The organism is Paenibacillus sp. FSL H8-0104 (genome assembly GCF_038050215.1).
Lineage (GTDB): Bacteria > Bacillota > Bacilli > Paenibacillales > Paenibacillaceae > Paenibacillus > Paenibacillus amylolyticus.
Genome location: NZ_JBBOTC010000001.1, coordinates 2,725,814 through 2,750,015, shown reverse-complemented (window position 1 = coordinate 2,750,015; position 24,202 = coordinate 2,725,814). Strand labels below are relative to the sequence as shown.

Sequence of the window (24,202 nt, the reverse complement as noted above, 5' to 3'; positions counted from 1 at the left end):
CTTCCTTCGGAGTTTTCAGACACGCCCTAGTCTGACCGCTTCTGTAAGTAAGGCGTCGACAATAAAAAAGGAATGCTGAACCTCACTAATGTCCCCGGCTTGGTATCAATCACTTCAAGTTCACTTTGGCCTTTGAACAATAATCGCAATCGTTCCTTAAGGTTAGACAGGCCGATCCCCGGACGTGTGCGGGTCATCTGCTGACGTCGGGATTCCTCCATGCCAATTCCGTTGTCGGCCACCTCCAGCATCAGTTTTCCTGTGTCTTGCCTGTAAATGCTGATACGGATCTGACCAAGCTGCTCCAGTGGCCCGACACCGTGGTGAATGGCATTCTCCACCAGTGGCTGCAAGCTCAGCTTGGGCACGAGCGCATACTCCAGTTTTTCGTCAAATTCACAAGTCACCTCAAAGCTATCGCGGTAACGAATCCGCTGGATATGAAGGTAGGCTTGAACTAACTCAATCTCGTCCTTCAGGTATACCAATTCGACCTGTGAATTCAGGCTGACCTCCAGTAATTTGCCCAAGGAAACACACATCTCGGAGATCTCTTCATTCCCGCTGCGGATCGCACTCCATTTCATTGTATTCAATGTATTCAGGAGAAAGTGCGGATTCATCTGGGCCAGGAGCATATGAAAATGTACCGCTTCCTTCTGGCGTTCCTCCGCCTTGAGTCTGTTGATCATCTGATTGGCATCATCCAGCATCGTATTGAACGTACGGGTCAGTTCCAGCACTTCTCCGCGGCTGCGGCCTTCAGGGATACGGACCTTGAGGTTTTTGCGTACTACCTCCTTCATCTGGTTCTGCAGATGTGATAAAGGCCGAGTGAACGTCGCCGAGATCATAAAGGCCATGAGCACAAATGCTGCTGTGAAGCCAAAAAACGTTAAAAAATAGCGCTGCTTAAGCCCCGATATCTCCGTAAACAACACAGCTAGTGGAATACGATTTACCATGTACCAGTCCAGTGACTCGATGTATACGTAGTTAATCAGCGTATCTGAATCATTATCCGTCAGATAGGCCTCTGCCGGATGAAGTGCAATTTCCCGGGTCACGTCTGGGGAAAGTACCGCTTTTTCGGACGAGCGGGCAATCGTTTCCCCATTGCCAGTAATCAGGAAATACTCCTGATTGCTCTGCGAATCCTTCAGCATAGACTGAAACCAGTACGAATAATCGATGCTGATCCGTGCCATTCCGTACCTTTTGCCGCCACTGTCCTTCATATACGCATAGAGGGACAACAGATACGGGCTGGAGGATAGCTCCCGCAGGACATGGTTGGTATCCCGGGCATCCCAGCGGTAGAGTAACTCTTCTGATGGAAACGAGTTTGAATCAGTGTTGCCCTTGATGAAGGTCATTTCTCCAAGATGCTTGCGAAATTGTTCCCGATAAGGGCCATAGGCCAGAGCTTTTTTGGGCAAATACGAAGTGTAAACGTTATCATGAAAATCTAACAGCGTGAAGTACACGGAAGGATTATATAGAAAAAAGCTGTTGTTGATCATCTTGAACTTCTCTTCCACCAACGACTTATTCTCAAGCGGAGAACGATTGTCTGGAGAAGTCAGGGCGTTTCTTACGGCTGAATCCTGTTCCAGAAAAATCAGGGTTTTAAATGCAATACTCATCTGGTCCTCCAGAGAACCATACATCTGCACCAGTTGCTCGTGGCTCTGTTCGCTGATTTTTTGCTCAACCAGAGATTCGATCTGTCCATAGTTGTAGACATTAAGTACGCTGAATGGTAGCAGAATCAACACCACAAACGCACCAAACAGCCGATACCTGAGCTTATGCGGCAAAAAGGTCTTCCAGTCGGGCTTTGTCATCCCCTCAGCGCTCCCCCTGCAATTATTGAGATCATTATACCATCAGTTCCCCCGCTTCGGCCGGGGCCGGGCTCATTCGCATGGATATGTGATACCAGTTGCCAGGGACGGGATACGGATACACAGATTTGTTCTATTGCATTAAAAAAACCGGAGATCTGGGATCTCCGGCTAGGCTAGATATAACGACTTAGCAAATTAGGATATAGGCTCCACTCCCCAGACAAGCTCGCCGTTCCGGTAAAGAGTTACCTTGGTCCAATCGGCAAAAGAGGTCTGCAGCGGGTTAAAGGAATAATCATCCCCTTCGCTGTAATTGGACCAGTCTGCTTTGTGCAACCGGGTATGTATCTCCCCAGAGGTTCCTCCGACCGGGATCACGCCTGCTCCGGTACCGAACTTCAGTTCCAGATAATGGTCCGCTCCAGGAACAGGTGCAGGCAGTTTCACTATGCTGCCGCTGATCTGACTGCCTCCAAGCTGTGCATAATCACAGAAAAAGGATTGTTGTTTCTCCCCGTCCACTGTATACCAGTAACGAATTGTCAGTTCATTCAGGCTAACTGTGGAGGTACCGTTATTGTAAATAACAAACTGCGGTTTCATTTGGTTATCGAGCAGATTTGTATCCCCTGCACGATAGGCTAGAGTCAGATTACCAGCAGGCTCTGGCGGCCCTCCACCCTGGACCTTTGCGGAAGCTTGAACGGAGTTCACACTCTTCCCAACGCTGTTAACCGCATTCACCACATAGTAGTAGGTGGTTCCAGCAGATACCGCCATATCCTTATAGCTTGTTCCCGATACAGCGGCCACAGATGTATACGGTCCGGCTGCTGTCAGCGACCTGTTTACCGTATAGGAGGTCGCACTTGCAGATGCACTCCAGCTTAGATTGATGCTGTTGTCGCTAACCGCAGTGGCGGTCAGATTCTGCGGAGCGGCAGGTACTGCCTCGACCTGGACCGTCTCTAATACGGACCAATAGGCTGGCTTGGACTGGAGTCGCTCGTCGAAAAGCAGCGGCCAGTTGTTGCGGGCGACCGGGAAGGTTCGTAGCCAGGTATTGGCATCATCCTTGCCCCACAAGGTAACATTTTTGACTGTATCCGTATGCCTCAGGAAGATCTGGAACAGGGACTTGTACAGCGCCGCCTGCTGTGTCTTCAGTTCTTCCGGGAAGATATCATAAGATTGCGAATCATTGGAATATACACTTACATCAAGCTCAGTAATATGTGTTTCGAGGCCCAGCGCCTTAAATTTGACAATGGAACTCTCAATTTCCGAAAGGGTTGGATAAAAGAGGCTGATGTGTGTTTGATGGCCGACTCCGTCAATAGGCACACCCTTGGCTTGAAGGCGAGTGATCAAATTGTAGAGGGCCTGGCTTTTGGCCGGCTCATGGGTATTGTAATCATTAATGAACAACTTGGCATCCGGGTCGGCTGCATGGGCGAATTCAAATGCTTTCTCAATATATTCTTCCCCGGCAATCTGGTACCACAGACTGCGCCGCAGGCCATCCGGCTCGGAGGCATCAATGACTTCATTCACAACGTCCCAAGCGTAGATCTGGCCTTGATAACGCTCCATTACCGTCTCAATATGCTGCTGCATCCGTTCATACAGCACCGTTTTGCTCACCAGATTGCCGTTGGCATCGTGGAATACCCAATCCGGAGTTTGTGTATGCCAAACGAGGGTATGCCCACGTATCTCTTGTCCGTTCGCTGCTGCAAAAGCGACTGCGGCATCCGACCCGCTGAAATTATACATACCCTCTTGCGGCTCGGTACTGTCCCATTTCAGAACATTGCCTGGTGTCAGACTATCAAAATGCTTCGTAAGCAGCTGCTTGTCAGGTTCGGTCAGCAGTTCATTGTTCGTGAAGGCCGTCCCAATTCGAAACTTGCCCGCAAAAGCATCCTGTAGGGAAGGAATGTCTTCTTCGATCACAATGGGTCCGAGATCCGGCAACTTCTCCAATCGGAAATCATCCACATAAAAAGAAGCTGTGGCACGGTCTGGCACTTCAAAATAAACCGATAACTGATTCGCTGGTTCCAGCATTTTAAACTGTGCAGTAAGCTTGGTCCATCCGCCTGCGGATGCGGTACCGAATGTTAAATTTTCATAATGTGTTGTATCTGGCAGGGTACGCTGTAAAGACATATTGAGGTTTGTGCTGGACGCTCCCGCCGGAAGCTTCACCCAGCCGGTGAACACATACGTCTGTCCCACCTCCAAAAGTTCTGTCACATCCAGCGCTGGCCCATGCCATGTCATAGCACGCCCGCTCACTTCCAGTCCATAATCTCCGGTACGAGCTGCAACGGCGCTTGCATGAAGCGTTTCTACTTCACCGCGTCCGCTCCAGCTCTGGACCGTGCCATCTTCAAAATCATGACTCAGAATCAAGGTATTCTCCCCTTCTGCCGCATGAACAGACTGAGCTGCCCAATACGAAGGAACTAACAAAGTTATCATCAAAACAAATTTAAGCGCTTTCAAAAATATCATTTTTCTCATCGCTTCCATTCTCCTTTATCGAATATTAGGATGAATTCCTTATTCCAAAGGCTAAGGCCATATCCACCTCCTTGGTTTTAGTTATAAAATCAGAGTCCTCATTCAAACGGATACGGGGGGCATACGTTCGGATAAGGACTCCATATGGTAAATTATAGTATAAATCGTCCATGATCTACAACTGAAATGTACTTCCCCTCTAATTTCGGTTAGAAATGCAGTATCCGTTGCTTCTGCACTCATTCGCACCAGCTCCTCCATAATCTGGGCAACCCGTAACGAAGTGTATACCTGGTGCTCCGCTGGCTTCAAAAGTTGTCTTTAAAGTTGTCTTCAAGCTTTCTGCTTACTTCTTTCAGCCTACACCCTGTGTCTCCTGCGATACTCAGATGGACTTATGCCCAACGTTTTGGAGAACACTCTACTTAGATAAAAACCGTTCTCATATCCGCATCGCTCGGCAATTTGGTTAAGGGTCAGGCTGCTGTCAGCCAAGAGGTTCTGCGCTTTTTTCAGACGGACCCGTTTGAGATAGCCTGATGGCGTCTCCTGAAAAGCTTCCCGGAAACGCCTTGTCAACTGCACCGGACTCAAGGCCAGTCGCTGCGCCAATTCCTGAAGGCTGATCTCCTCTTCCGCCCGTTCCTCCAGCAGCGCTGCCGCTTCAGCCATTCGTGCGTCTTCGGTAAATCTCCGCTCCTTTAAGCGATTCTGTCTGCGTTCCACCTGATACAACTGCCACAAATCCATCATAAAATGTGTCTTCCAACGGGCAACTTCCCCCTTATTCTCCTCACTGTCCTGGCGTAAATAAGCGTACGTCGAGGCTAACCGCTTCGTGTCATTAATCAGCGATTTTCCGGCTGGTGGCAGAAACTCCTCCTCCTCCGGGCTACTGCTAAACTGTAAATAGTGAAATGTCAGCGGGGTAATGACTGTCCGCCGAAAAGGAACCGCCGGGGGGCACAGCACCAGATCGCCAAAACTCGCTTCTCCGATCTGACCTCCAATCTCATAATGGAATATTCCCTCTTCGACGGCAAAAGCCACCCAAGTCGTATAGATATCTTCCGTAAGAGCAAATTCCCCTTTTTGCTTCCAGTAGATGTGGTTAAGCAGCTCCATGACTTGACCACCCTTTCTGTGAAATAAAGTATATGTTTGATGATAGTATAGTGCATTTAAAAAGTGAATATATAAATCTAAGATGAAATTATAGATATGTAGTTGGAGTCAAGGTGGATCTAACTTCAGTTAAGGAGGTCACAGATATGAAACAAGAGCATGTACAATACGACATCACCGTCATCGGCGGAGGACTTGCTGGTGTATGCGCCGCGGTAGCCGCTGCCCGCATGGGGCAGCAGGTTGCGCTGGTGCAGAACCGCCCCGTGCTTGGCGGCAATTCCAGCAGTGAAGTACGCGTATGGGTCTGCGGCGCTACCGCCCACGGGATTAACCGCTATGCCCGCGAGACGGGTATCATGGGGGAATTGTTTGTAGAGAACCAGTACCGCAACCCGGAAGGCAACCCGTATCTCTGGGACTTGATCATTCTGGAAGCCGTTCGAGCTGAACCCAACATCAGCCTGTACCTGAACACGGATGTACATGAAGTCGAGGCCACTGGGGATGGAGATGAACGCATGATCACCTCTGTTACCGGGTGGATGATGGGTTCTGAGCGCAAAATCCGATTCGAAAGCCAGATCTATCTGGACTGTACGGGTGATGGATTGGTCGGCTTTCTGGCTGGAGCCAAGTTTGCACTCGGCCGGGAAGCCCGCAGCGAATATGGCGAAGAGTGGGCACCTGAGGTGGCTGATCAGATCACGCTGGGCAGTACACTTCTCTTTTATACCAAAGATGCTGGTGCGCCTGTCCGCTATATCCCGCCCTCTTTTGCCAAGGATATTACACAGACCAGCATTCCGATTCGCCGGGTCATTCGCAGCGGCGATTCCGGTTGTCATTATTGGTGGATTGAATGGGGCGGTGAACATGACACCGTTCATGACAATGAGCTGATCCGTGATGAACTGTGGTCCGTGATCTACGGGATCTGGGACTATATCAAGAACTCCGGCAAGTTTGATGCAGATCATATGACGCTGGAGTGGATTGGTTCTCTACCTGGCAAAAGGGAGTACCGCCGCTTCACGGGTGACTATGTACTCACCCAGAACGATATTATCAGCCAGCGGGAGTTCCCGGATGCCGTTGCCTTTGGCGGCTGGTCCATTGACCTGCATCCCCCGCAGGGCATGTACGCCGAAGCGAGTGGCTCGAAGCATATGCATGCCGATGGCATATATCACGTGCCGTTCCGCTCGTTGTATTCCGCAAATGTGCGGAATATGCTCATGGCCGGGCGCGACATCAGTGCATCACATGTCGCCTTCGGCACGACCCGCGTCATGGCAACATGCGCGGTCATCGGCGAAGCCGCTGGTACGGGCGCGGCGCTCTGCGCGGCCATGGGGGTATCGCCTCGCGAGCTGTACGCGAGGCATCTGGCGGTCCTGCAGCAGACGTTGCTGCGGCAGGACGCTTCCATCATCGGGGTGCGCAGCCACGATGAGCTGGATCTGGCCCGGCGTGCCCAGGTTACAGCCTCCAGCACGCTGACGGGCATCGCCCTTGAGCAGCCTGGCGAGACGTACCCGCTGGGTACAGATGTCGCCCTGCTGCTGCCTGTGCATCCAGTGCTCAGCGGCCTGGAGCTGTTGCTGGATGCATCCAGCGATACCGCACTGACGGTAGAGCTGTGGGATACGGGGCGTAAGGAGAACTACGTCCCGCATTTGTTACAAGTTACGGTGACTGTTAACGTTACAACAGGAACTGCGCAGTGGGTGAAGCTGCCGCTCGAATGGCGACCGGAAGAACCGCAGAATGCTTTTATAATCATCCGCTCCAATAAAGCCGTCTCACTCTACCATTCGACAGAAGCACACAGCGGGGTGCTGATCTTCTTCAAAACAGAAGAAAACCACGTGTCCAAAAATCTGGAGGATCATGCCACGGATCAGCCAGTCGTATTATGGTCCATGCAGGGGTTGGCGCGTCAGCCCTTCTGCTGTCGTACCCTCTCTGAGACCACGGCCTATTCAGCGGACAACACGATCAACGGTTACCATCGCCCCTTCGGTGGACCGCAGCAGTGGATGTCGCAGCCGATGCAGTCTGGCAAGCCGGAATGGGTACAACTGACATGGGAAGAGCCACAAACCTTGGCTGAATTGCACTTGACGTTTAATGATGATGTGAACGAGGATCTGGTTAATTTACATCACCATCACACAACATTCCGTGTGATGCCTGAGCTGGTGCGTGATTATCACGTGGAGGTACTGACTCCGGCTGGCGAATGGACACAAGTCGCAAGTGTGCAAGAAAATCACAAAAGAAAAGTTATTCATTCCCTGGATGTCCCTGTATCAGCTCAGGCTCTGAGAATCATAATTGATGCCACAAATGGCAGCAGATATGCGGAATTAATCGAGATTCGAGCTTACTAAAACAAAAAGGAGGATACAGGAAACTGTATCCCCTATCCTCCACACAAAGTCCACCTTTTTCTATTCGGCGGTTGGAGCCCGCAAGCCCTCAATCAGGATAAACAACGTAAGTGCTTGTCCATATCCCATCGGACTGATCGCTATATCTTTATAAAACTGAGCATCCTGCCCCACAGGTGTACCATAGGACACCTGCTGTACAACTCCGTTATCATCAATTTGTTTCAACACCGCTTCAAGCGCACTCAAGCCATTCTGGCGATAGGATTCATCCAGGTATCCATACCGGATTCCCTTGAGAATGCCGTATCCAATCGCTGCCGTTGCCGAGGTTTCTTTGTAAGAGGTTGGATCATCCAGCACAGTGTGCCACATGCCATCCTCACCTTGAAGCTTGCTCAGTGCTCTGACTTGAGCGGTTGCTGTATCCAACAGATATGCCTTTAGCCCGTCTTCGATCGGAATGATATTCAGGAAATCCATAACTCCCGCCGTATACCATGCATTGCCTCTTCCCCAATGAACAGCACCATAGTTATGATTTTCATTGAAATCCCAGCCATGATAGAACAATCCGGTTTTCTTGTTATATAGATATTTGATATGCACAAGGAACTGTCGTTTGGCTTCTTCCACCATGTCGGGTTTCTTGAAGTATACCCCTGCCTTGGCCAAAAATAGCACCGTCATAAACAGGGTATCAATCAGAATTTGACCATCATTGGCATCTCCCGTGATCATATGTTGAAACGCACCATCTCCGGTTCGCAGCAGTCCATCCATGATCCAACTGCTCCACTCCTCACAGACCTGTTCGTACTCCTTGTTTCCGGTCAGCTCGCATAATGAGATCAAAGTAAGGAGCGGAGCGCAGGTGTTCACATTTTTTTCCGGTACCCCTTCCATCAGCCTTGCATTATACCATGATTCCAGAAATTCTAGCACTTTGGGATCTTTCGTTGCCTCATGGAGCTGAAGCAAGCCATACAGACCGACACCTTGCGGCCATTCCCATAGATGTATGTCGATTAGTCCGATGGGAAACTGTTCATTGATGCTTGTGTTTTTCATAGACTCCATCGCTTGGGATACCTTGCTTATTCTCTCCTGCAGCACCATTTGATTCAGCATGTTGGTTATCACTCCCTTGGTTTCTTACACACGATTCAGCGCTCCATGTCCAGTAACTTCAGTTGTCCCTTCACTCCATAACCTTCGTGTATAATTTCCTCTTCTTTAATAAGAAAAGGCTTGTTCATTCCCCATTGAATTGGACCATATACCGGGTCTGTTAGAGTGAGAGTTAAAGCTTGATTATCGAATTGCGGGCTTGCAGAACGAACTTGGTTGATAAAAGCGTCAAATGACCCGAATTGCTGTTCGCTTCCTGCTCTTATAATCCAGGCGTTACGCAAGCCAGGTGAAATAAGCTCACGTTCTCTTGTCACCCCGCTGCTCTCCATACTCGTCCCGTTGGCCGCATATATAGCTGCATAACCCTTATCCAAACGGGCAAAGTGCCAGTTCTCATGCCTTACCCATTCCGTGAAGGAGTGAGTAGGAAAATAAGCATGTGTCCAGTCAGAATTGTGATCCGCAGGAATATCAAACATCATCAAAGCGATCCCCTCATGCTGAACAACATCGGGCAATATCCCATTCCCAGCCCAGAAGCAAGGTCGACCATCCCCATGCTTGTATATTTCTGCCGGATGATTCACCCAGATCAGCGCCTCAGGTGACAGGGATAAATGCTGGACATGCTCCTGATAACCTGGCTTGCCTGGACGAAAGCGAATGATTGAGGATAAGGAGTATTCCCTGGTCCGACAATGATAGAGCTTGGCGTAACCTCCCTTACCCTGCTGATTGGCGAACACCAACTGCTGATTCTCTCCAAGCAACAGATGCTCCTGATATGCTGCTGGAGGACTGTAATCCGATAAACTCAAGGCAACATTGCTTATTGAATAATTGTTTACATTGCCAACGCCGTAAGCGATCCAGCACATTGAAGTGGTTCCCGCTGCATAACCACCCAGCAGTTCCTTCTCATAGCTGCGCCCAAACGTTGTGGACAAGACTCCTTGATGCATTTGAACGGTAATATAATAGAATAACAGGTCCATTGCCTTTTTGGCTTGCTGTCTGAGCTGTTCATTATGGGAAAATTCATAGATATGCAACAACCCAACCGCATCAATCGGAATGTATGCACTTGAATTCCATTCTGCCAATCCTTCATCCAAAAAGCGCTCAAACCATAATGCAAGCCTCTGCTCTGCTTTTTGACGGTGTACTTCACCGGATTCACCACTGTTGCTGAACATTTCATCCCCAAACAGCTGTCCGGCTAACAGTTCATTGGTATGGAACAACAAGGCATGATTCTCACTGAAGAACCACATCACATCATCGCCAGGTTCATCAATCCAATATCGATAGCCCAGAATGCTTGCTTTTACCCGATCCCAGAACGATTCACTGAACAGACCGCTATTTCGCTCATCTCTCCAAAGACGGAACAGTCCCACCAGATAGAAGTCACTGCAATCCTTCCGTTGCTCGATCCCTTCCACACCCTCAAGCAAAATGTTCTCCGCTTCTTTCAGATTGCCTCCTGTTTTGAGCATGGCGATGGCCTTATGAATATTGGGACTGCCCTTCTCGGCAATGCATCGCAGAGCCAGGGATTTGCGAGCTTCAATATCCGCAGCTTGCTGAGCAGCCTCATCATAGCTCGTATCATAGGATTGGCAGCCAAACTTCTTGGTTAGTACAACATTTGAAACTGAAATAGCCAGCGTGAAATATACGTAATGATGACCGAGTTGATTCGTATGTGCCAGGACCAGGTCCGTTTCCTTTTCGGCGATGTGTATTGTCTTATTTTCGGTACCGTCAAAAAAATTGCCATACTGGATATCAACCTCTCTAACGATATCCGGCAAGGGAAGCGGCAGCTTGAGCTTAATCTGCTCACCTCTGAAGAGATCCGAAGGAAAATAAGCCTGTTCGAGAGCTTCCTCTGCGGATTTTACAGACTCCGCCAAATGAGAAGCAATAGGCAGGGAAATCACCAATTCCTCGTCTCCCAAATATTCCACCGCAAAAGCATACATGGTATCCCGCTCAGCCAGATCCTCCCAGCAGGCATAGATCTCATTAATTCCAGCTAAAAGTTCAGCTTTAATTACGATTTCCTGCTCCTTGTTACGCATGAGTGGCGCAAAATCCGTTACCATTTCCCCATTCACCCACAACGTCAGACTGCCATAGGTCTTAATCCGCAAAGAAGCGGTATGAGCAGTCGGAGAAATGAGTCTTGTAGCCGCGTAACTGCGCAGATGTGTCGGTACAAACCAAAATCCTGATTGCTCCACCCGTGGATTATTCCAAGGAGAATACAGTGCCCAAGGCATTCCGTTCTCTTCTCCAACGAAATCGTCTCCCGGGCTAGGAAACTCGCTCCATTGATCAAAAAATCGGTTCACAGGCTGCGTTCTCCTATGTTCTACAAATTCCTTTCTGCATGGATTCTCATGAATGGCAAAACCATCAATAAGCCAATCATTAATATCTCCCTCCATCGTTGTTGGAACAAAGGCAACAGGCTTTGTATATATGCCGCTGATCATCCAATGATTAATGACCTGATTGTGACCTAATTTCATAGGTTTATAATTCAAGGTATCCATCCCACTCCGGGTGGTATCTGACATTCAACTCATCCTTTCATTCCTGAAGTAATCATACCGCTGACAAAATACCGCTGGAAAACCATAAAAACAATCAGTACCGGAAGCATCGTGATGACGGACATCGCAAGCAAACTTCCCCAATCCACGTTGTATTCACCAATAAAATTAGAGAGCGCAAGCTGAATCGTATATTTCGATGGATCACTAATCGCAATTAACGGCCATACAAAATCATCCCATCTCCACATGAAGGAGAAGATTGCAAGCACCGCAAGAATCGGCTTCGCTATCGGAAGAATAATGCTCCAGTAAATTTTCCATTCGCCCGCTCCATCCATCCGGGCAGCTTCCAACAGCTCGTCCGGTACGGACAACAAATACTGCCGCATAAGGAACACACCTGTTGGGGTTGCTGCTGGCGGGATAATAATCGCGAGTAGGCTATTATACAACCCCAGTGCACTCAGCACTTTGAATATAGGGATCATAATTACCTCAATCGGAATCATGAGTGTTGAGACAAAAGCAATTAATATGATCGCGCTTCCGCGGAAGCGATATTTCGCCAATGCAAAACCTGCCATGGAGTTAATCAATAACAGTAGCAGCGTTGAGCTTACAGTTACGATTGTACTATTCATAAAATACAAGCCAAAATCGCCTTTACTGAATGCCTCCTTGAAATGCTCGAAGGTGATTGGCTGCGGCCATAACTTGGGAGGGAAGCTGTACAGATCGCTATTCGTTTTTAGAGAAGAAATCACGACCCACAGGACAGGCAGGAGCCACACCACTGCGGCAACACTTAACAGACTGTAGATGAAGATTTTGACCATAGGCTTCATTACCATTACGTAGCCCCTCCTTTCGATAGACGGAATTGCAGAGCCGAGAATCCACCAATAAGGATAAACAGTATCACCGACATCGCACTGGCCAGACCGAGCTCCTGTCTGTTAAAGCCAATCTCATAAATATATTGAACAATATAGGTAGTATCTTTGCCCGGACCACCACCTGTAAGCGCAAACATAAGTGGAAATGCTTTGAACGCGTCAATCAGAGTCAGCATAACAACAAGCAAGCTTGTCGGCTTCAAAAGCGGGAGCGTGATATAGCGGAACACCTTCATTCCCGTTGCCCCATCCAAGCGGGCAGCCTCATAATAATCCGTAGGTATAGCCTGCAAACCCGCGATAAAAATGACCATGAAAAAGCCTGCACGTGACCATACTGTCGCGATGATTACAGCCGTATTTGCCCAAAAGGAAGAGGTTAAAAAGCCGACAGGTTCCACACCAACCACGGTTAACAGATGATTCAAAATGCCAAATGAATCTCCGAAAATCCACTTCCAGGTCAATCCAACGATAATGTAAGAAATCATGGTCGGCCAGTAAAATACGGCCCTGAAGAACCCGCGCATTCTAATCTCGCGCGCAAGCAGCAAAGCAATGCCTAACGCTGCTGCATATATTAGCGGGACAACAATCGCTGCATAAATCCCCGTTCGTCCGATGGTCGACCAAAATTCCCGATCCCCTATAATTTTGATATAATTATCCAGCCCGTTGAACTTCATTGGGTTCAATCCATCATAGACATGAAAGGAATAATAGAGGCCCAATAAAGAGGGAAATACGATAAAAGTTCCAAAGATCAGGAGGTTGGGTAGTATAAACAGATAAGGAGCAATAATGAGCTTCCTGTTCTGTTTTGCCAGCGTATTTTTGTTTAATCGTTGTCCTTCACTCATCTGCTTGCCCCTTCCTTATGCGTTATTCGAAAGGGAGGCTTTACAGGAATCGCTAAGCCCCCGTATACGAATTAACCACATGGCTTTACGTTTATTGACTGCCAATAGCCTCGTTAATCAGCTTGGCTGTTCGATCCAATGCCTCCTGCGGAGTTGCCTTATCGGATAAAACCTCAACAATATTATTTTTTAGGTCCGTTGAAATTTTGGATATAATGGTCTGTCTGGACCAGTCATTAGCTGCAAGAGGCGAACTGTTCTTCAGTTCATCTGCGAAAATTTCAAACATCTCCTTGCCGAATTCATAATTCAATACAGAGCTGTCCTTCCGCGGACTCATAAACAATGATTCTTGGTTATATTTTGAATTCACTTCTTTGGACGTTAAGTATTCAATAAATTCTGCCGCCTCCTGCTCATATCCGCTGCCTTTGAATGCCATCAGAAACTTCCCGCCTGGCACTGAAGAACGTTGTGTTCCTTTTGGCATATAGGTGACTCCCCATTCAAAATCGGTGATATCCTTGTAATTGCTGATCATCCAGTTGCCAGCCCAGTGGGTAGCCACCGTCCCGGAACGGAACAGGTTGTTCGGATTTTCCCCTCCGAGCCATACGGATTCGGGCATGATACCTTCTTGATGAAGCTGCTTGAACTGCTCCATGCTACGGATTCCGGCTTCACTGTTAATCGCTGCTGCAGTGCCATCCTCTGTTAAGATGCTTCCGCCATTCTGATACAAAAGAGTGGACCATCTATGCGGTGTGACATCCCATACCATGCCATAACGTGCTCCGCCTTTGTCCATAACCTCTTTTAACGCAGCTGTGTATTCATCCCACGTCCATACCTGGTCAGGAGAGGTCGGTACTTTGACGCCCGCTTTATCAAATAAGGTTTTGTTATAAATAAGCCCATTCGCTGTAACATCCATAGGCGCCGCTACCAGCTTGTCATTAATAACATAATAAGGTTTAAGTGAGTCAATAAATTGATCCTCGAATTGGTCCGCATTGTCCACGTAAGGTGTCAGATCAACCGCCTGATTAGCAAATGATCCGGTATCCGTGACCCGGCTCAGAGCAGGTGGCTTTCCACCGGATAACATTGTTTTTAATTTGGTTTGGATATCCTTGAAGCCAACTTCAATCAGGTTGATTTTAACCTTGGTATTGGTCTGCTCATAATCTTTAATGATTTCCTTGATGACTTCTCCTTCTTTTCCGTCAGAGAACCACAGGAAATCCAGGGTTGTTTGTTTTGGATTAGCATTGGTACCTGATTTTCCGCAAGCAGTCAATACGATGAGTAACATGACCAATACCATGCTAGTGATGAGCTTAAACGTTGTTCTTCTTGTCATATCAACATCTCCTTGGAAGGTTCTAATGAATTTTGGCTTCGTTGAGCAATTCACTTTTACGGAATAACTGTGGTGATACACCCACATATTGTTTAAAGGCCCTGCTAAAATATACAGGTGTGTTAAAACCTAGCGTCTCAGATATGGACAAAATCGGTGCATCCGTAGACAGCAACAATTTTTTGGCCTCTGCAACTCTTTTCCGTATAACATAGTTGCTTATGGTATATCCCGTCGTCTCTTTGAAAGAATGACAAATGTAGTATTTATTCAAATGGAGTGTTTTGGACAGTTCATCCAATGAAACATTCTCCGTATAGTTCTGGTTTAAATAATGAAGAACCCGGCTTACGCTTGTCTGCTTCTGGGAAGAACATAAGATAGGATTGGCGGATTGCTCACTAGTTGTTTTCCGGTAAATCCGCAGTAGCAATTGGGTAAGACTTAATTTGACCATTGTTTTGTACCCTGTATTTCCTGCCCCCATCTCCTCCTTGATTCCCTTAAATATAGCTGTGATATACTCACGCTCCTCCGGAGGCCAATGCACCAATAACCCATTGGGATGACGGAATATGGACATCAGATTCTCCAACTGACTGACAGCAAGCATGTCCAAAAGCAATAATTCCGTGAAATTGACAAAACTTCGCTTGTACACCATTTCTCTTGAAGGATTGATTCGGTGGGGCACACCGCCTCTGAATATAAACATATCTCCAGGCAGCGGCTTATATATTCGGTCACCGATTAAAAAGGTTGCATCTCCTTGAATAAAATAATGTATCTCATACCCATTATGCGTATGAACAGGCCATTCATCCTGAAAATTATCTGCTTCTGATCGCACATAAACTTCATTTTCCTGCAAAGCAATATTCGTCGGGGTGTGTATGGTTAGCATCAGTAAGATCTCCCTTCCCAGAATATAAAAAGCAATATAGTTTAATAATTTACAATGATAGCGCTTTACAATGAATTGTATCACAGTTATTTCGATCTAATCTGAACTATATTGCTGTATTGTTGATCACAATTGTTGAAAATGATTAGAAAGGAATTTATAGGGATTTGAAAGATGAAAACAAAAAAACCGCTGTCCAGCCCGTAGGCTATCACGCGGTCCATTAGCATTACCTTTCAAACCCATTCATCCCAATGGTTTTCAAGAAAAATGACTTCTTTCTCATAGTGGGCCAGATGCCCCTCTTCGACCATCTTCATAAAAGCGACATCTCCATCAGCCGCACGATCAGTCAGTGTTTTACACATGAAACGGATACGTGATATGACCCAATCCTTCAAATCTGCTGGAACACTCAGCCCGTACGTAGCCATGAATAAGGCAATCCGTTCTTTTCGTACAGTTCCGTGTGCCTGGCTGACGTATGGCATTACACCCTTTCCGTCCATCTCTGGTGAGAAATTTGCGAGTGGAACGGACGTATACAAGACATAGGCGATATCCCACATTCGCGGACCCGGACCCGCCATATCAAAATCAATAATGCCTTGAGGACGGCCATCCTTGTACACCACATTATACGGCGCAAAATCGTTATGACATACAACTTCATCTTCTGTTATGCCTGGATATCTGTTCGTTGATACTGATGTTGTTGTAAATCCAATGGTCGCATCATGGTAACTTCTCAACAGTTTTGCGACTTCAATCAAAGATTCGTCTGACCACATATACTCTTCTAGATCAGGGTAGTCATTGCCTGGAACGATGCCTTCGAGGTAAGAGAGCGTTTCTCTCCCCTGTTCATCTATTCCCAGAAATCGAGGGGCATGATCATAACCAACTTTTTCGAGATGTAAAAGCAGTTCAACCACATATGGATTTGGCTTCACATGCCGGCGAACCGTCTCACCTATTCTGACGACCTGATTCACATTACCTCCTGATAACACTTCCTCCTGTTGGGCCACTTTCATCCCTCCTCAAGCTAAACTTCCTTGTTATACCCATGATTACGATTTTTCTTATAACTCCCCGGGAATCCCGCCACCAATAGTATGAATCCAACAAAAAACATGAAGTATACGAGTAAACCTGTTGGATGCTCGTTCATCTGAGCAAACTGGGGTACGTTCGTCCCTCCTGACGCATATCCTGCTTCTACTATAGCGACAGAGACTCGGATTGAAATTCTGTCCATCGTTGAAATAAACACACTGCCAAGCATGAGGACTACACCCAAAATCTTGTTAATATTATTCATTTCATGCCTCCTTGATTAACCGTCCACTTTTTATGAGGTTATCTACTTAATGTCTTTCGATTCTCTAGTCCATATTCCTGCATGTTATATTAACGGTCCGTTCCTATATCATCATATCAAATAGCGGCGTCATCACTGACGCCGCTGTTGACGCTCTCTGAATAAGTTACGTAGCTACCACTTGGTGCAGATCCATACTATTTTCGAAAAAGGCTGACCGTTCAACATAATACAGATCATACATCTGTTCATTCAAATTAATCCGTTGATATACATCTGGATACACATCATTGGCTAACTTCACATAAGGCAGTTTTTGTACCGCTTTTCTGGATCTTATATTCTGCTTGCGTATCTTCATAAATACCGTTTCAATCCCATGTTCCAGAAACAATTCAACAAAAAAGGCTGATTTGGCTCTTTGGCTATACCCGTTTCCAAAAAACGGTGAACCAATCCAAGTGGCTAAAAAACCGCTTTGATGCTCAATATGATATAGATCAATGGTTCCAATAGGCTGCCCTGTTTCATTCAAAATCGTTCGGGAAATCACTGTCTTTTGCTCTTCTTCGACCATCAATTGTTTGGTCAGGAATAGATATTCTTCATACGATTGGCATTGATAACGAACGTAAGGAGAGACTGCGGGGTCCATCATTAAGCTGTACAGTGAAAGGCATTCCTGCAAATCACGTTTTTTTAACATTCTGTCTACCACCTAGTCCTTTTAGTTCGCTATATCAAGCAAATTAAGTATATAAAAGCTATTGTGGGATTTAATGAATTCTGTATGTGGCTTATGTAAAATGCATTGGTAAATGTTGTTCATCTTCATCTCCAGTAGCACAAAAAAACGGCATGTCCCTTTTACAGGAACACGCCGTTTACACGGATACAGCCAGACAGTAATTTATTGCATACCTTGCATGATGGCATTAATGATATTTTGCTGCGTCACGGTTTTGTTTGAACGGTTAAACAAGGCGAATCCATGTTGACCGTTATGCCCGTTATCCCAATAAACAGGAACCATTTTGTATTTCTTGGCTTTTGCTGTAACTGCTTTGGCGTAAGCAGCACGATAGACATTGTTGCTGGAATCATAGGACGTTTTATCAATGGAACCGAACTCACCAATCACTACGGGATAGCCCTGAGTCACAAATTTGTCGTACATGGACTTAAACTGCGATTCAAGATAATCCTCTTGGCCCCAAGTAGACTTTTTGGCAGGGTTCGTAGAAGTTGCACCCCACTGTGTGATATTGCCGTTTTCCTCACCTGCAAAATCCCACGGAGAGTAATAGTGTGCTGAGATCATGATTCTCTTCTGCGAACTAGGAATAGCTGAGGATCTGTAATTATCTGTTGGAAGAGCAAAGCCATAATTACCAACAGTGTAGTCAATATTGGTATTCCAGCCTGGAATCAGCAACCATCTGGCATTGTTGTTACCTCCAGTCTGACGAACCGTATCCACGAAGATTTGATTGTATGCGTTCAGATTGGCGTAATAGGCCGAGTTTGGATTGCCATAGGTACCATCGAATACTTCGTTCATGGATTCAAAAATAAGACGATCATTGTAGTTGCTAAACTTGGTGGCAACCTGCTGCCACACCTTCTTATATTTTTCCTTAATGGCAGTCTGATTGCCACCATTCACGAGTAGCCATCCACCCTGTACGGAATTAAACCCATCACCATGAATATTGATGATCACATACAGACCTTCATTGTACGCATAATCCACGACTTGCTGAATTCGATTCAGCCATGCCGCATTGATTGTATAATTGGGAGCGCTTCCAATGTTACTCAAATAGGAAACGGGAATACGAATGGATTTGAAGCCTGCCGCTTTTACCTTTTTGATTAACTCTGGAGTTACCGTAGGATTGCCCCAAGCTGTCTCATTCGGTGTACCGTTCACCGCTGCTTCCAGCTGATTGCCAAGATTCCATCCTGCACCCATCTCAGACACTATTTGCGAAGCGTCCGCTGCTGATGCTTTAGCGCTCCATCCCGTAAAGGCTACCGCAGCCACTAATACCAGTGCCAAGCCGCTGATGCCAAATTTCTTCCATTTTTTGAACATAACCATACCTCCGCTTATTCTATTATTTTTAACAAGCAGTGCAGTTAATCTATGCATACAGATTGAATGATCGAGAATACGTGCCTCCTCTCTCTAATCGATCAAACAAATGAATTCTTCGTCCAACAAAAACATAATAACACATTTATGGAAAATAAAGCGATATCTTTATTGTTTTTTGTGACTATTTACTACAAAATAATCCATCTATCCGTTTAAGTGGATTGCTTGGATTTGTTCTCTATCAAAATCAATAATCATAATGTGATCGCGCAAAATATGATCTCCGCAAGATATTGTTGCGCCGTAGTCGGTTACACTGTTAAATGTGATATCCACACGATAGACTTCAATCTCATTAAACCAATTCTGATGTACCTTTTCATGAAGTTCATTCTCATAATATTCTCGAAAGACAGTCTCACACGTTGAAAACCACTTAATGTAGTCTTCTATATTATGAACAACTGAATCTAACGGTGTATTAGTAGACACATATATTCGAACGTCATTTAAATCCTCATCCTGTATGCAGTGTTTAAATATTTGCACAGTATTTTGCAGAGTGTAACACCGGTAACTCTCATCACTCTCTTCTTCAAGCTCAATGAATTCATTTAACAATATGATCTTGCTCCTCTCAATGCATATTAAAATAGCTCATTTAACCACTTTACGAATTTTTCTTTCTCTTCAAACTGTGGGTAATGCGCCGACTCGTTGAATACAATGAAGTCTTTGATCGGTGCATCCAATACGTCAAAATAATCACGTGCTGCATTTGCAGTGGTCATATAATCATATTTACCCGTTACAAAATAGGTAGGAATCTCCAGATGATCAACAATATCAGGTAAATTTTGATCAAATGCTTCCCTCAGTAAGATGTCTTGTGAACTGAACATCCCTGAATAAAAGCGAATCATATCCAGCCCATTATATTCGGGATTTAAAAGGAATCCTGAAATATAATCTCTATTCTCGTTGATGAGTCTGGCTGCACCACCGTACTTTTGCAACAAAATTCTAGGCGTAAGTTCCTTTCCTTGCTCGATCGAGCTGCGGATTAGCTCCAGTTTTTTAACATCATCTTCATTACCGGCTTGTTTCGCTTGCTCGTACGTGTACTCCAAACTTTCCAGTTCGCTCTGAAGTGTATTCGCCATCTGTCCAATCCCTATATAAGCGTGAAACTGAGTAGGTGCTTTAGCCGCAGCTTTCATCCCGATGTATGTACCAAATGAATGACCGATTAATATAACCTTCTCTTGACCTAACTCCTTAGATACATAATCCCTTAACGCTAACAAATCATCTACTAATACATCTGTTGTGAGATTCGAGTAATCTTCAAAAAAGTGATAGGACTTCCCACTCCCACGTTGATCGTAATGCACCACCGTGAAGTGTTGCTCAAGCTCTTTCTGATACTTCCTTACGTATGGAATCTCCGAGCATCCTGGCCCACCATGCACAAAAATCAGGATAGGGTTAGTCCGATCAACACCCCTGATCATGACTTCATGTCCTGTACCGTTAATTTCGACCTGTTCTAACATGCTGATGCTGTTTTCACCTTTAATTTTGGGTGTCCATGTGGGAAATATCAGAGCTACTATAACTATTAAAATAATACTGAATATGCTGTACTTGAGTGTTTTACGTATTTTTTTGCGCATGTAATGCTCCTTAAATAATAAGTTTCATTTGTAATTCTACCAACGGTTCCTTTATCGTAACGGATACAACAATTCAACGGGTTCTATCATCAGCTCTTCTTGGAAGATGTAATTGTGATCGGCTCCAACGATACAGAGGATTCGTTTTCCTGGATGAGCTTCAATTGTATTTTTGACTCTTTGAATCATAATCTGATTACGGACCACCCAGCGAAAGTTCTGTGCCTTCGCGTTTACCTGATGCAACCATTCATATTTTTGTCTGGTTACACGATCGAACTCCTTTGAATTAAAAGGAATCTCGCCAAACTGATACGTCTCCATTTGCTCTGCAAACCAATGATCATCCCGTTGTTCAAGTTCTTTGCGTTCCACGTCCGAATAACCGTTGAATGGATCAAAAGCATTCCAGACATCCAATTCAAACCAGTCAATAGGGACAAATGGGATGTTATGCTCCTCGCATAAAGGGAAGACCAATTCCCAATACTCACTGGCTGGTTCTCCCCAGTATCCTCTATCATGTTTGTCCTTCAGATACCTCAACCAACTCTGCGGATGAACTTCACCACAAATGAGATCTGGTTTAAACTCAGTTATCACATTCTTGTAAAGGGAAAGAGAACAATGATATCGCTCTCTGAGTTCTGGATTATGAATGGTTCCGAGTATCCCAACCGTTGTCATGTGCCCAGCTCCTTTATCATGTGTATATCTTTCGGCTCTTTGTCATAAAGTTCTTGATCAATCTCGCTTGCAATCTGACTGCCCTGACTTTTATAAAAGGATACCGCTGATTTCGTCTCTGTGGAGGAGATATACAGATACTGTGCGCCACGTTTCTTAGCCTCTTCACCTAACTCGTTTAGAATACGTTTTCCAATACCTTGTCTTCTGTACCAGCGTGAGACATACATCAAGTCAACTTGTAATCGATTTCGTTCTTTTCCTCTATATTGATGTGCCAGCACACCAAATCCGATTAATTGATCCTCAGCAAACGCGCCATATGCCATGCCACCTTGTTCTAATTCGTACACATATCGATTTTGAATCTCTTTCAAAAGCATCTCATCCCAGTTTGAGCATTCATGATTTTGTTCAAGTTCAACCAATCGGTTCTCTCTCATTTCATAAATGAGATCAATATGTTCCGAGCGATCTATTTCCTGCAGCTGATTCACATCATCAAGGGTCAACGTTCTATACGTTATCATGATTGTTGCCATCTCTCCTTCCCCATGTTATTTCTAAGATCCTATGGCTTTATTGATCGAAGTCTGTATTTATCAAAGACCCTTTTATCGTACAAAATAGTGTATTCCTTGTTCTCTTCAATTAGTTTTGACATATCCATTGGAACGGCTATTGTTCTTTCAAGATTATTAAAATTAATTACAGTCATTTCATTTTCACTAATCTTTTGAACAGTAACTGCTTCAAAAATTGAAGTTCGAAAGGAATTCCATAACAAAATTAAAAGCAATAAAAGTAATAGTGACATGATGAGTCCCTTATTCTTATTCACTAGTTCTTTTCATCTCCTTTAGTTTCAAAACAGAGTTCCTCCAACTAAAACTAGCTTATTTTAATTTCAGGTAACTCATTCAAATGATTTATTTCGATAGTGTATTTCTTAAGCTTATGGTTCTCAAGTCCATCCCATCTGTCTGAGAAACGATAAAACATATCTCCGAAGTTCATCCCTTCAGGTAATACATCCACAAGCTTTATTTCATCGATTTCAGACTCCGGTAAGCTCTCCAGCAATTTAACCTCAGCATAAGAAACCATACCAAAGCTCCCATTCCATTCATATACACCATAAGGTATTAATTCGAAGTGTACTGCCCCTGTCTCTTCATAGAGTTCTCGACTTGCCGTGTGTAAAATGGTTTCCCCTATTTCTTTGTTGCCTCCTGGGATCTCCCAACCTCCTCTTTTCCTATTTTTTATAATGATGAATTTATTATTGTATTTAGCGATCATAACTGCAAATTTGATTAACTCCGGATCAAGTTCATCTAGATCAAACCAGTGGCTCATGTTATCTCTCCCATAAACAACTATTCTTTCAATATATAATTGTTAAACCATTGAAGTGGTAACAAGCTATCTTCGGATATAATCGTTGTGAATACCGCAACCAATCCTCGCTTTTGGTTAACAAAGATATATTGCTCTCTTCCTCCGCCCATACCCATAGCATAAAACGTTTTATTTTCAGCGCATTCTTCCTTGTTACTTTTCATTATGCGCCAGTGGTAGCTATATAAGGTTTCGGAAGTAAGAGAAAGACTTACACTTCTAGCAATCCAGTCAGCAGAGATGAGTTGTTTCGAATTCCACGCTCCATTCTGAGCGTATCACCCCAAAATTCAACATATCTTCAATCTTCATTCGCAAACCAAAACCACCTATGGCAATCCCTTGTGTATCCTGATACCAATGGAAATCGCTAATGCCTTGAGGTGCAAACAAGTACTTTTTTGCAAATTCCAAAGTGTTCATACCAGTCGCCTTCTGCAATATGGCGCTAAGTATATGCGAACTCCCGCAACTATATTTCATTTGAACTCCAGGTTCGAATTCAACAGGCTGCTCAAGAACAAATTCCGTCCAATTCCTAGATGGAATCATCGCTTCATTCCCCGGATAGTGTAGGCCCGAGGACATCGTTAACAGATGCTTAATCGTAATCCCCTTTTTGCATATCATCCAGATCGTTAAAATAATTCACAATTGGAATATCCTCATTCTCAATGTAGCCCTGTTCTATAGCTATTCCCACCAATGCGGATACCACACTTTTTGTAATTGAATTCACTTTATGTTGTTTTTCTTTCGTTTTTCGATTCCGATAATATTCATATTGAATTGAGTTTTCTCGGCATATCATGCAGCTCTCCTCTTTATTTCGTTTTATCTCTCTTTCGAGATCATTAAATTCAGTGATATATAAAACTCCCTTGTGGCTCGCATACTTTCCGCCATCCTTTTGTTTCTCTAAAATTCATCTTTCGTCTTATAATCTTTTTTTCATAAAATATTGAATGATTCCATTAGGATACTCATCAATTAATCCAAACACTTCATAGCCCATTTTTTGATAGAATTTCGGTGATTGATATGAAAATGTGCTTGTGTGTGCAAGCTTACATCCTAATTCAGAAGCCATGCTTTCTGCTTGCATGATTAAAGACTTCCCATATCCTTTCTTTCTGTGTTCCTCATCTATCCAAAAATTATCAATATATAATGTTTCACAATATGTAGCACAGAAGATCCCACCAACTGCCTTACCTGTCTTGTTCCGTAAAAAAAGATTTATTGTCTTTCCAGGCTTCTTTAATAACCCATTTGTTTCAGAGACGTTATAGTTATATAAGTTATTACAAACGTTTTTGTAGTCTTCTTCATGATCATCAAATGCGATTTGTAATTCTTCTTCATGATTCATACGATTCATTGTTTAAG

Annotated in this window: 23 protein-coding genes; 1 reads left to right on the top strand and 22 read right to left on the bottom strand. The window is 44.9% G+C overall.

The window, feature by feature from the left end; genetic code table 11:
- Positions 1-26: 26 nt before the first annotated feature.
- From NST38_RS12560 to NST38_RS12550, 3 genes are all read right to left on the bottom strand, one after another.
- Complete coding sequence (locus NST38_RS12560; RefSeq protein ID WP_076249704.1) at positions 27-1,847, bottom strand: cache domain-containing sensor histidine kinase; 1,821 nt, start codon at positions 1,845-1,847, stop codon at positions 27-29.
- Positions 1,848-2,045: 198 nt separating this feature from the next.
- Positions 2,046-4,379 carry an endo-1,4-beta-xylanase gene (locus NST38_RS12555; RefSeq protein WP_076249705.1) on the bottom strand — a complete coding sequence of 778 codons (2,334 nt, stop codon included), beginning with the start codon at positions 4,377-4,379 and terminating at the stop codon, positions 2,046-2,048.
- A 360-nt stretch (positions 4,380-4,739) separates the two neighbouring features.
- A complete protein-coding gene (locus NST38_RS12550) occupies positions 4,740-5,504 on the bottom strand; it encodes a helix-turn-helix domain-containing protein (protein ID WP_047842603.1) in 765 nt (254 codons plus the stop codon).
- Between the two features lie 146 nt (positions 5,505-5,650).
- Here NST38_RS12550 and NST38_RS12545 point away from each other — a divergent pair, with 146 nt between their 5' ends.
- Complete coding sequence (locus tag NST38_RS12545; protein WP_076249706.1) at positions 5,651-7,900, top strand: FAD-dependent oxidoreductase; 2,250 nt, start codon at positions 5,651-5,653, stop codon at positions 7,898-7,900.
- 60 nt (positions 7,901-7,960) lie between these two features.
- Here NST38_RS12545 and bglB read toward each other — a convergent pair whose 3' ends face one another.
- The 19 genes from bglB to NST38_RS12450 all read right to left on the bottom strand — a co-directional run bounded on the left by bglB (position 7,961) and on the right by NST38_RS12450 (position 24,194).
- On the bottom strand, positions 7,961-9,031 hold the full coding sequence (bglB, locus tag NST38_RS12540; protein ID WP_076249707.1) for a beta-galactosidase BglB: 1,071 nt from the start codon (positions 9,029-9,031) through the stop codon (positions 7,961-7,963).
- Positions 9,032-9,066: 35 nt separating this feature from the next.
- The gene (locus NST38_RS12535) at positions 9,067-11,598 is read right to left on the bottom strand and encodes a hypothetical protein (protein WP_341343971.1); all 2,532 of its coding nucleotides are present in this window, start codon (positions 11,596-11,598) and stop codon (positions 9,067-9,069) included.
- 29 nt (positions 11,599-11,627) lie between these two features.
- The gene (locus tag NST38_RS12530) at positions 11,628-12,452 is read right to left on the bottom strand and encodes a carbohydrate ABC transporter permease (protein WP_036609056.1); all 825 of its coding nucleotides are present in this window, start codon (positions 12,450-12,452) and stop codon (positions 11,628-11,630) included.
- Entirely contained in the window at positions 12,452-13,357 is a 906-nt protein-coding gene (locus tag NST38_RS12525; protein WP_076249709.1) for a carbohydrate ABC transporter permease, read from the bottom strand. Before NST38_RS12525 ends, NST38_RS12530 begins: the two co-directional genes overlap by 1 nt.
- A 91-nt stretch (positions 13,358-13,448) precedes the next feature.
- Positions 13,449-14,720, bottom strand: a complete 1,272-nt coding sequence (locus tag NST38_RS12520; RefSeq protein ID WP_076249710.1) for an ABC transporter substrate-binding protein — start codon at positions 14,718-14,720, stop codon at positions 13,449-13,451.
- 22 nt (positions 14,721-14,742) lie between these two features.
- On the bottom strand, positions 14,743-15,624 hold the full coding sequence (locus NST38_RS12515; RefSeq protein WP_036609061.1) for an AraC family transcriptional regulator: 882 nt from the start codon (positions 15,622-15,624) through the stop codon (positions 14,743-14,745).
- A gap of 236 nt (positions 15,625-15,860) precedes the next feature.
- Positions 15,861-16,661: a phosphotransferase gene (locus NST38_RS12510; protein WP_076249711.1), complete on the bottom strand. Its 801-nt coding sequence runs from the start codon at positions 16,659-16,661 to the stop codon at positions 15,861-15,863.
- 11 nt (positions 16,662-16,672) lie between these two features.
- Positions 16,673-16,948: a hypothetical protein gene (locus NST38_RS12505; protein WP_076249712.1), complete on the bottom strand. Its 276-nt coding sequence runs from the start codon at positions 16,946-16,948 to the stop codon at positions 16,673-16,675.
- Positions 16,949-17,114: 166 nt separating this feature from the next.
- Positions 17,115-17,654: a GNAT family N-acetyltransferase gene (locus NST38_RS12500; protein ID WP_076249713.1), complete on the bottom strand. Its 540-nt coding sequence runs from the start codon at positions 17,652-17,654 to the stop codon at positions 17,115-17,117.
- 204 nt (positions 17,655-17,858) lie between these two features.
- Positions 17,859-19,046, bottom strand: a complete 1,188-nt coding sequence (locus NST38_RS12495; RefSeq protein WP_076249714.1) for a glycoside hydrolase family 5 protein — start codon at positions 19,044-19,046, stop codon at positions 17,859-17,861.
- A gap of 207 nt (positions 19,047-19,253) precedes the next feature.
- Positions 19,254-19,670 (bottom strand): hypothetical protein, encoded by a 417-nt coding sequence (locus tag NST38_RS12490; protein ID WP_083684232.1) that lies wholly within the window; start codon positions 19,668-19,670, stop codon positions 19,254-19,256.
- Positions 19,671-19,696: 26 nt separating this feature from the next.
- Positions 19,697-20,725 (bottom strand): alpha/beta fold hydrolase, encoded by a 1,029-nt coding sequence (locus NST38_RS12485; RefSeq protein ID WP_076249716.1) that lies wholly within the window; start codon positions 20,723-20,725, stop codon positions 19,697-19,699.
- Positions 20,726-20,776: 51 nt separating this feature from the next.
- The gene (locus NST38_RS12480) at positions 20,777-21,328 is read right to left on the bottom strand and encodes a hypothetical protein (protein ID WP_341343970.1); all 552 of its coding nucleotides are present in this window, start codon (positions 21,326-21,328) and stop codon (positions 20,777-20,779) included.
- Between the two features lie 80 nt (positions 21,329-21,408).
- The gene (locus NST38_RS12475; RefSeq protein WP_179087822.1) at positions 21,409-21,954 is read right to left on the bottom strand and encodes a GNAT family N-acetyltransferase; all 546 of its coding nucleotides are present in this window, start codon (positions 21,952-21,954) and stop codon (positions 21,409-21,411) included.
- A 349-nt stretch (positions 21,955-22,303) separates the two neighbouring features.
- Positions 22,304-22,771: an NUDIX domain-containing protein gene (locus NST38_RS12470; RefSeq protein WP_076249717.1), complete on the bottom strand. Its 468-nt coding sequence runs from the start codon at positions 22,769-22,771 to the stop codon at positions 22,304-22,306.
- 20 nt (positions 22,772-22,791) lie between these two features.
- Complete coding sequence (locus NST38_RS12465) at positions 22,792-22,923, bottom strand: hypothetical protein (protein WP_341343969.1); 132 nt, start codon at positions 22,921-22,923, stop codon at positions 22,792-22,794.
- 121 nt (positions 22,924-23,044) lie between these two features.
- Positions 23,045-23,401 carry a serine hydrolase gene (locus NST38_RS12460; RefSeq protein WP_255319735.1) on the bottom strand — a complete coding sequence of 119 codons (357 nt, stop codon included), beginning with the start codon at positions 23,399-23,401 and terminating at the stop codon, positions 23,045-23,047.
- A 13-nt stretch (positions 23,402-23,414) separates the two neighbouring features.
- Positions 23,415-23,552, bottom strand: a complete 138-nt coding sequence (locus NST38_RS12455; RefSeq protein ID WP_341343968.1) for a hypothetical protein — start codon at positions 23,550-23,552, stop codon at positions 23,415-23,417.
- 198 nt (positions 23,553-23,750) lie between these two features.
- Positions 23,751-24,194: a GNAT family N-acetyltransferase gene (locus NST38_RS12450; protein WP_076249718.1), complete on the bottom strand. Its 444-nt coding sequence runs from the start codon at positions 24,192-24,194 to the stop codon at positions 23,751-23,753.
- Between the last annotated feature and the right edge of the window lie 8 nt (positions 24,195-24,202).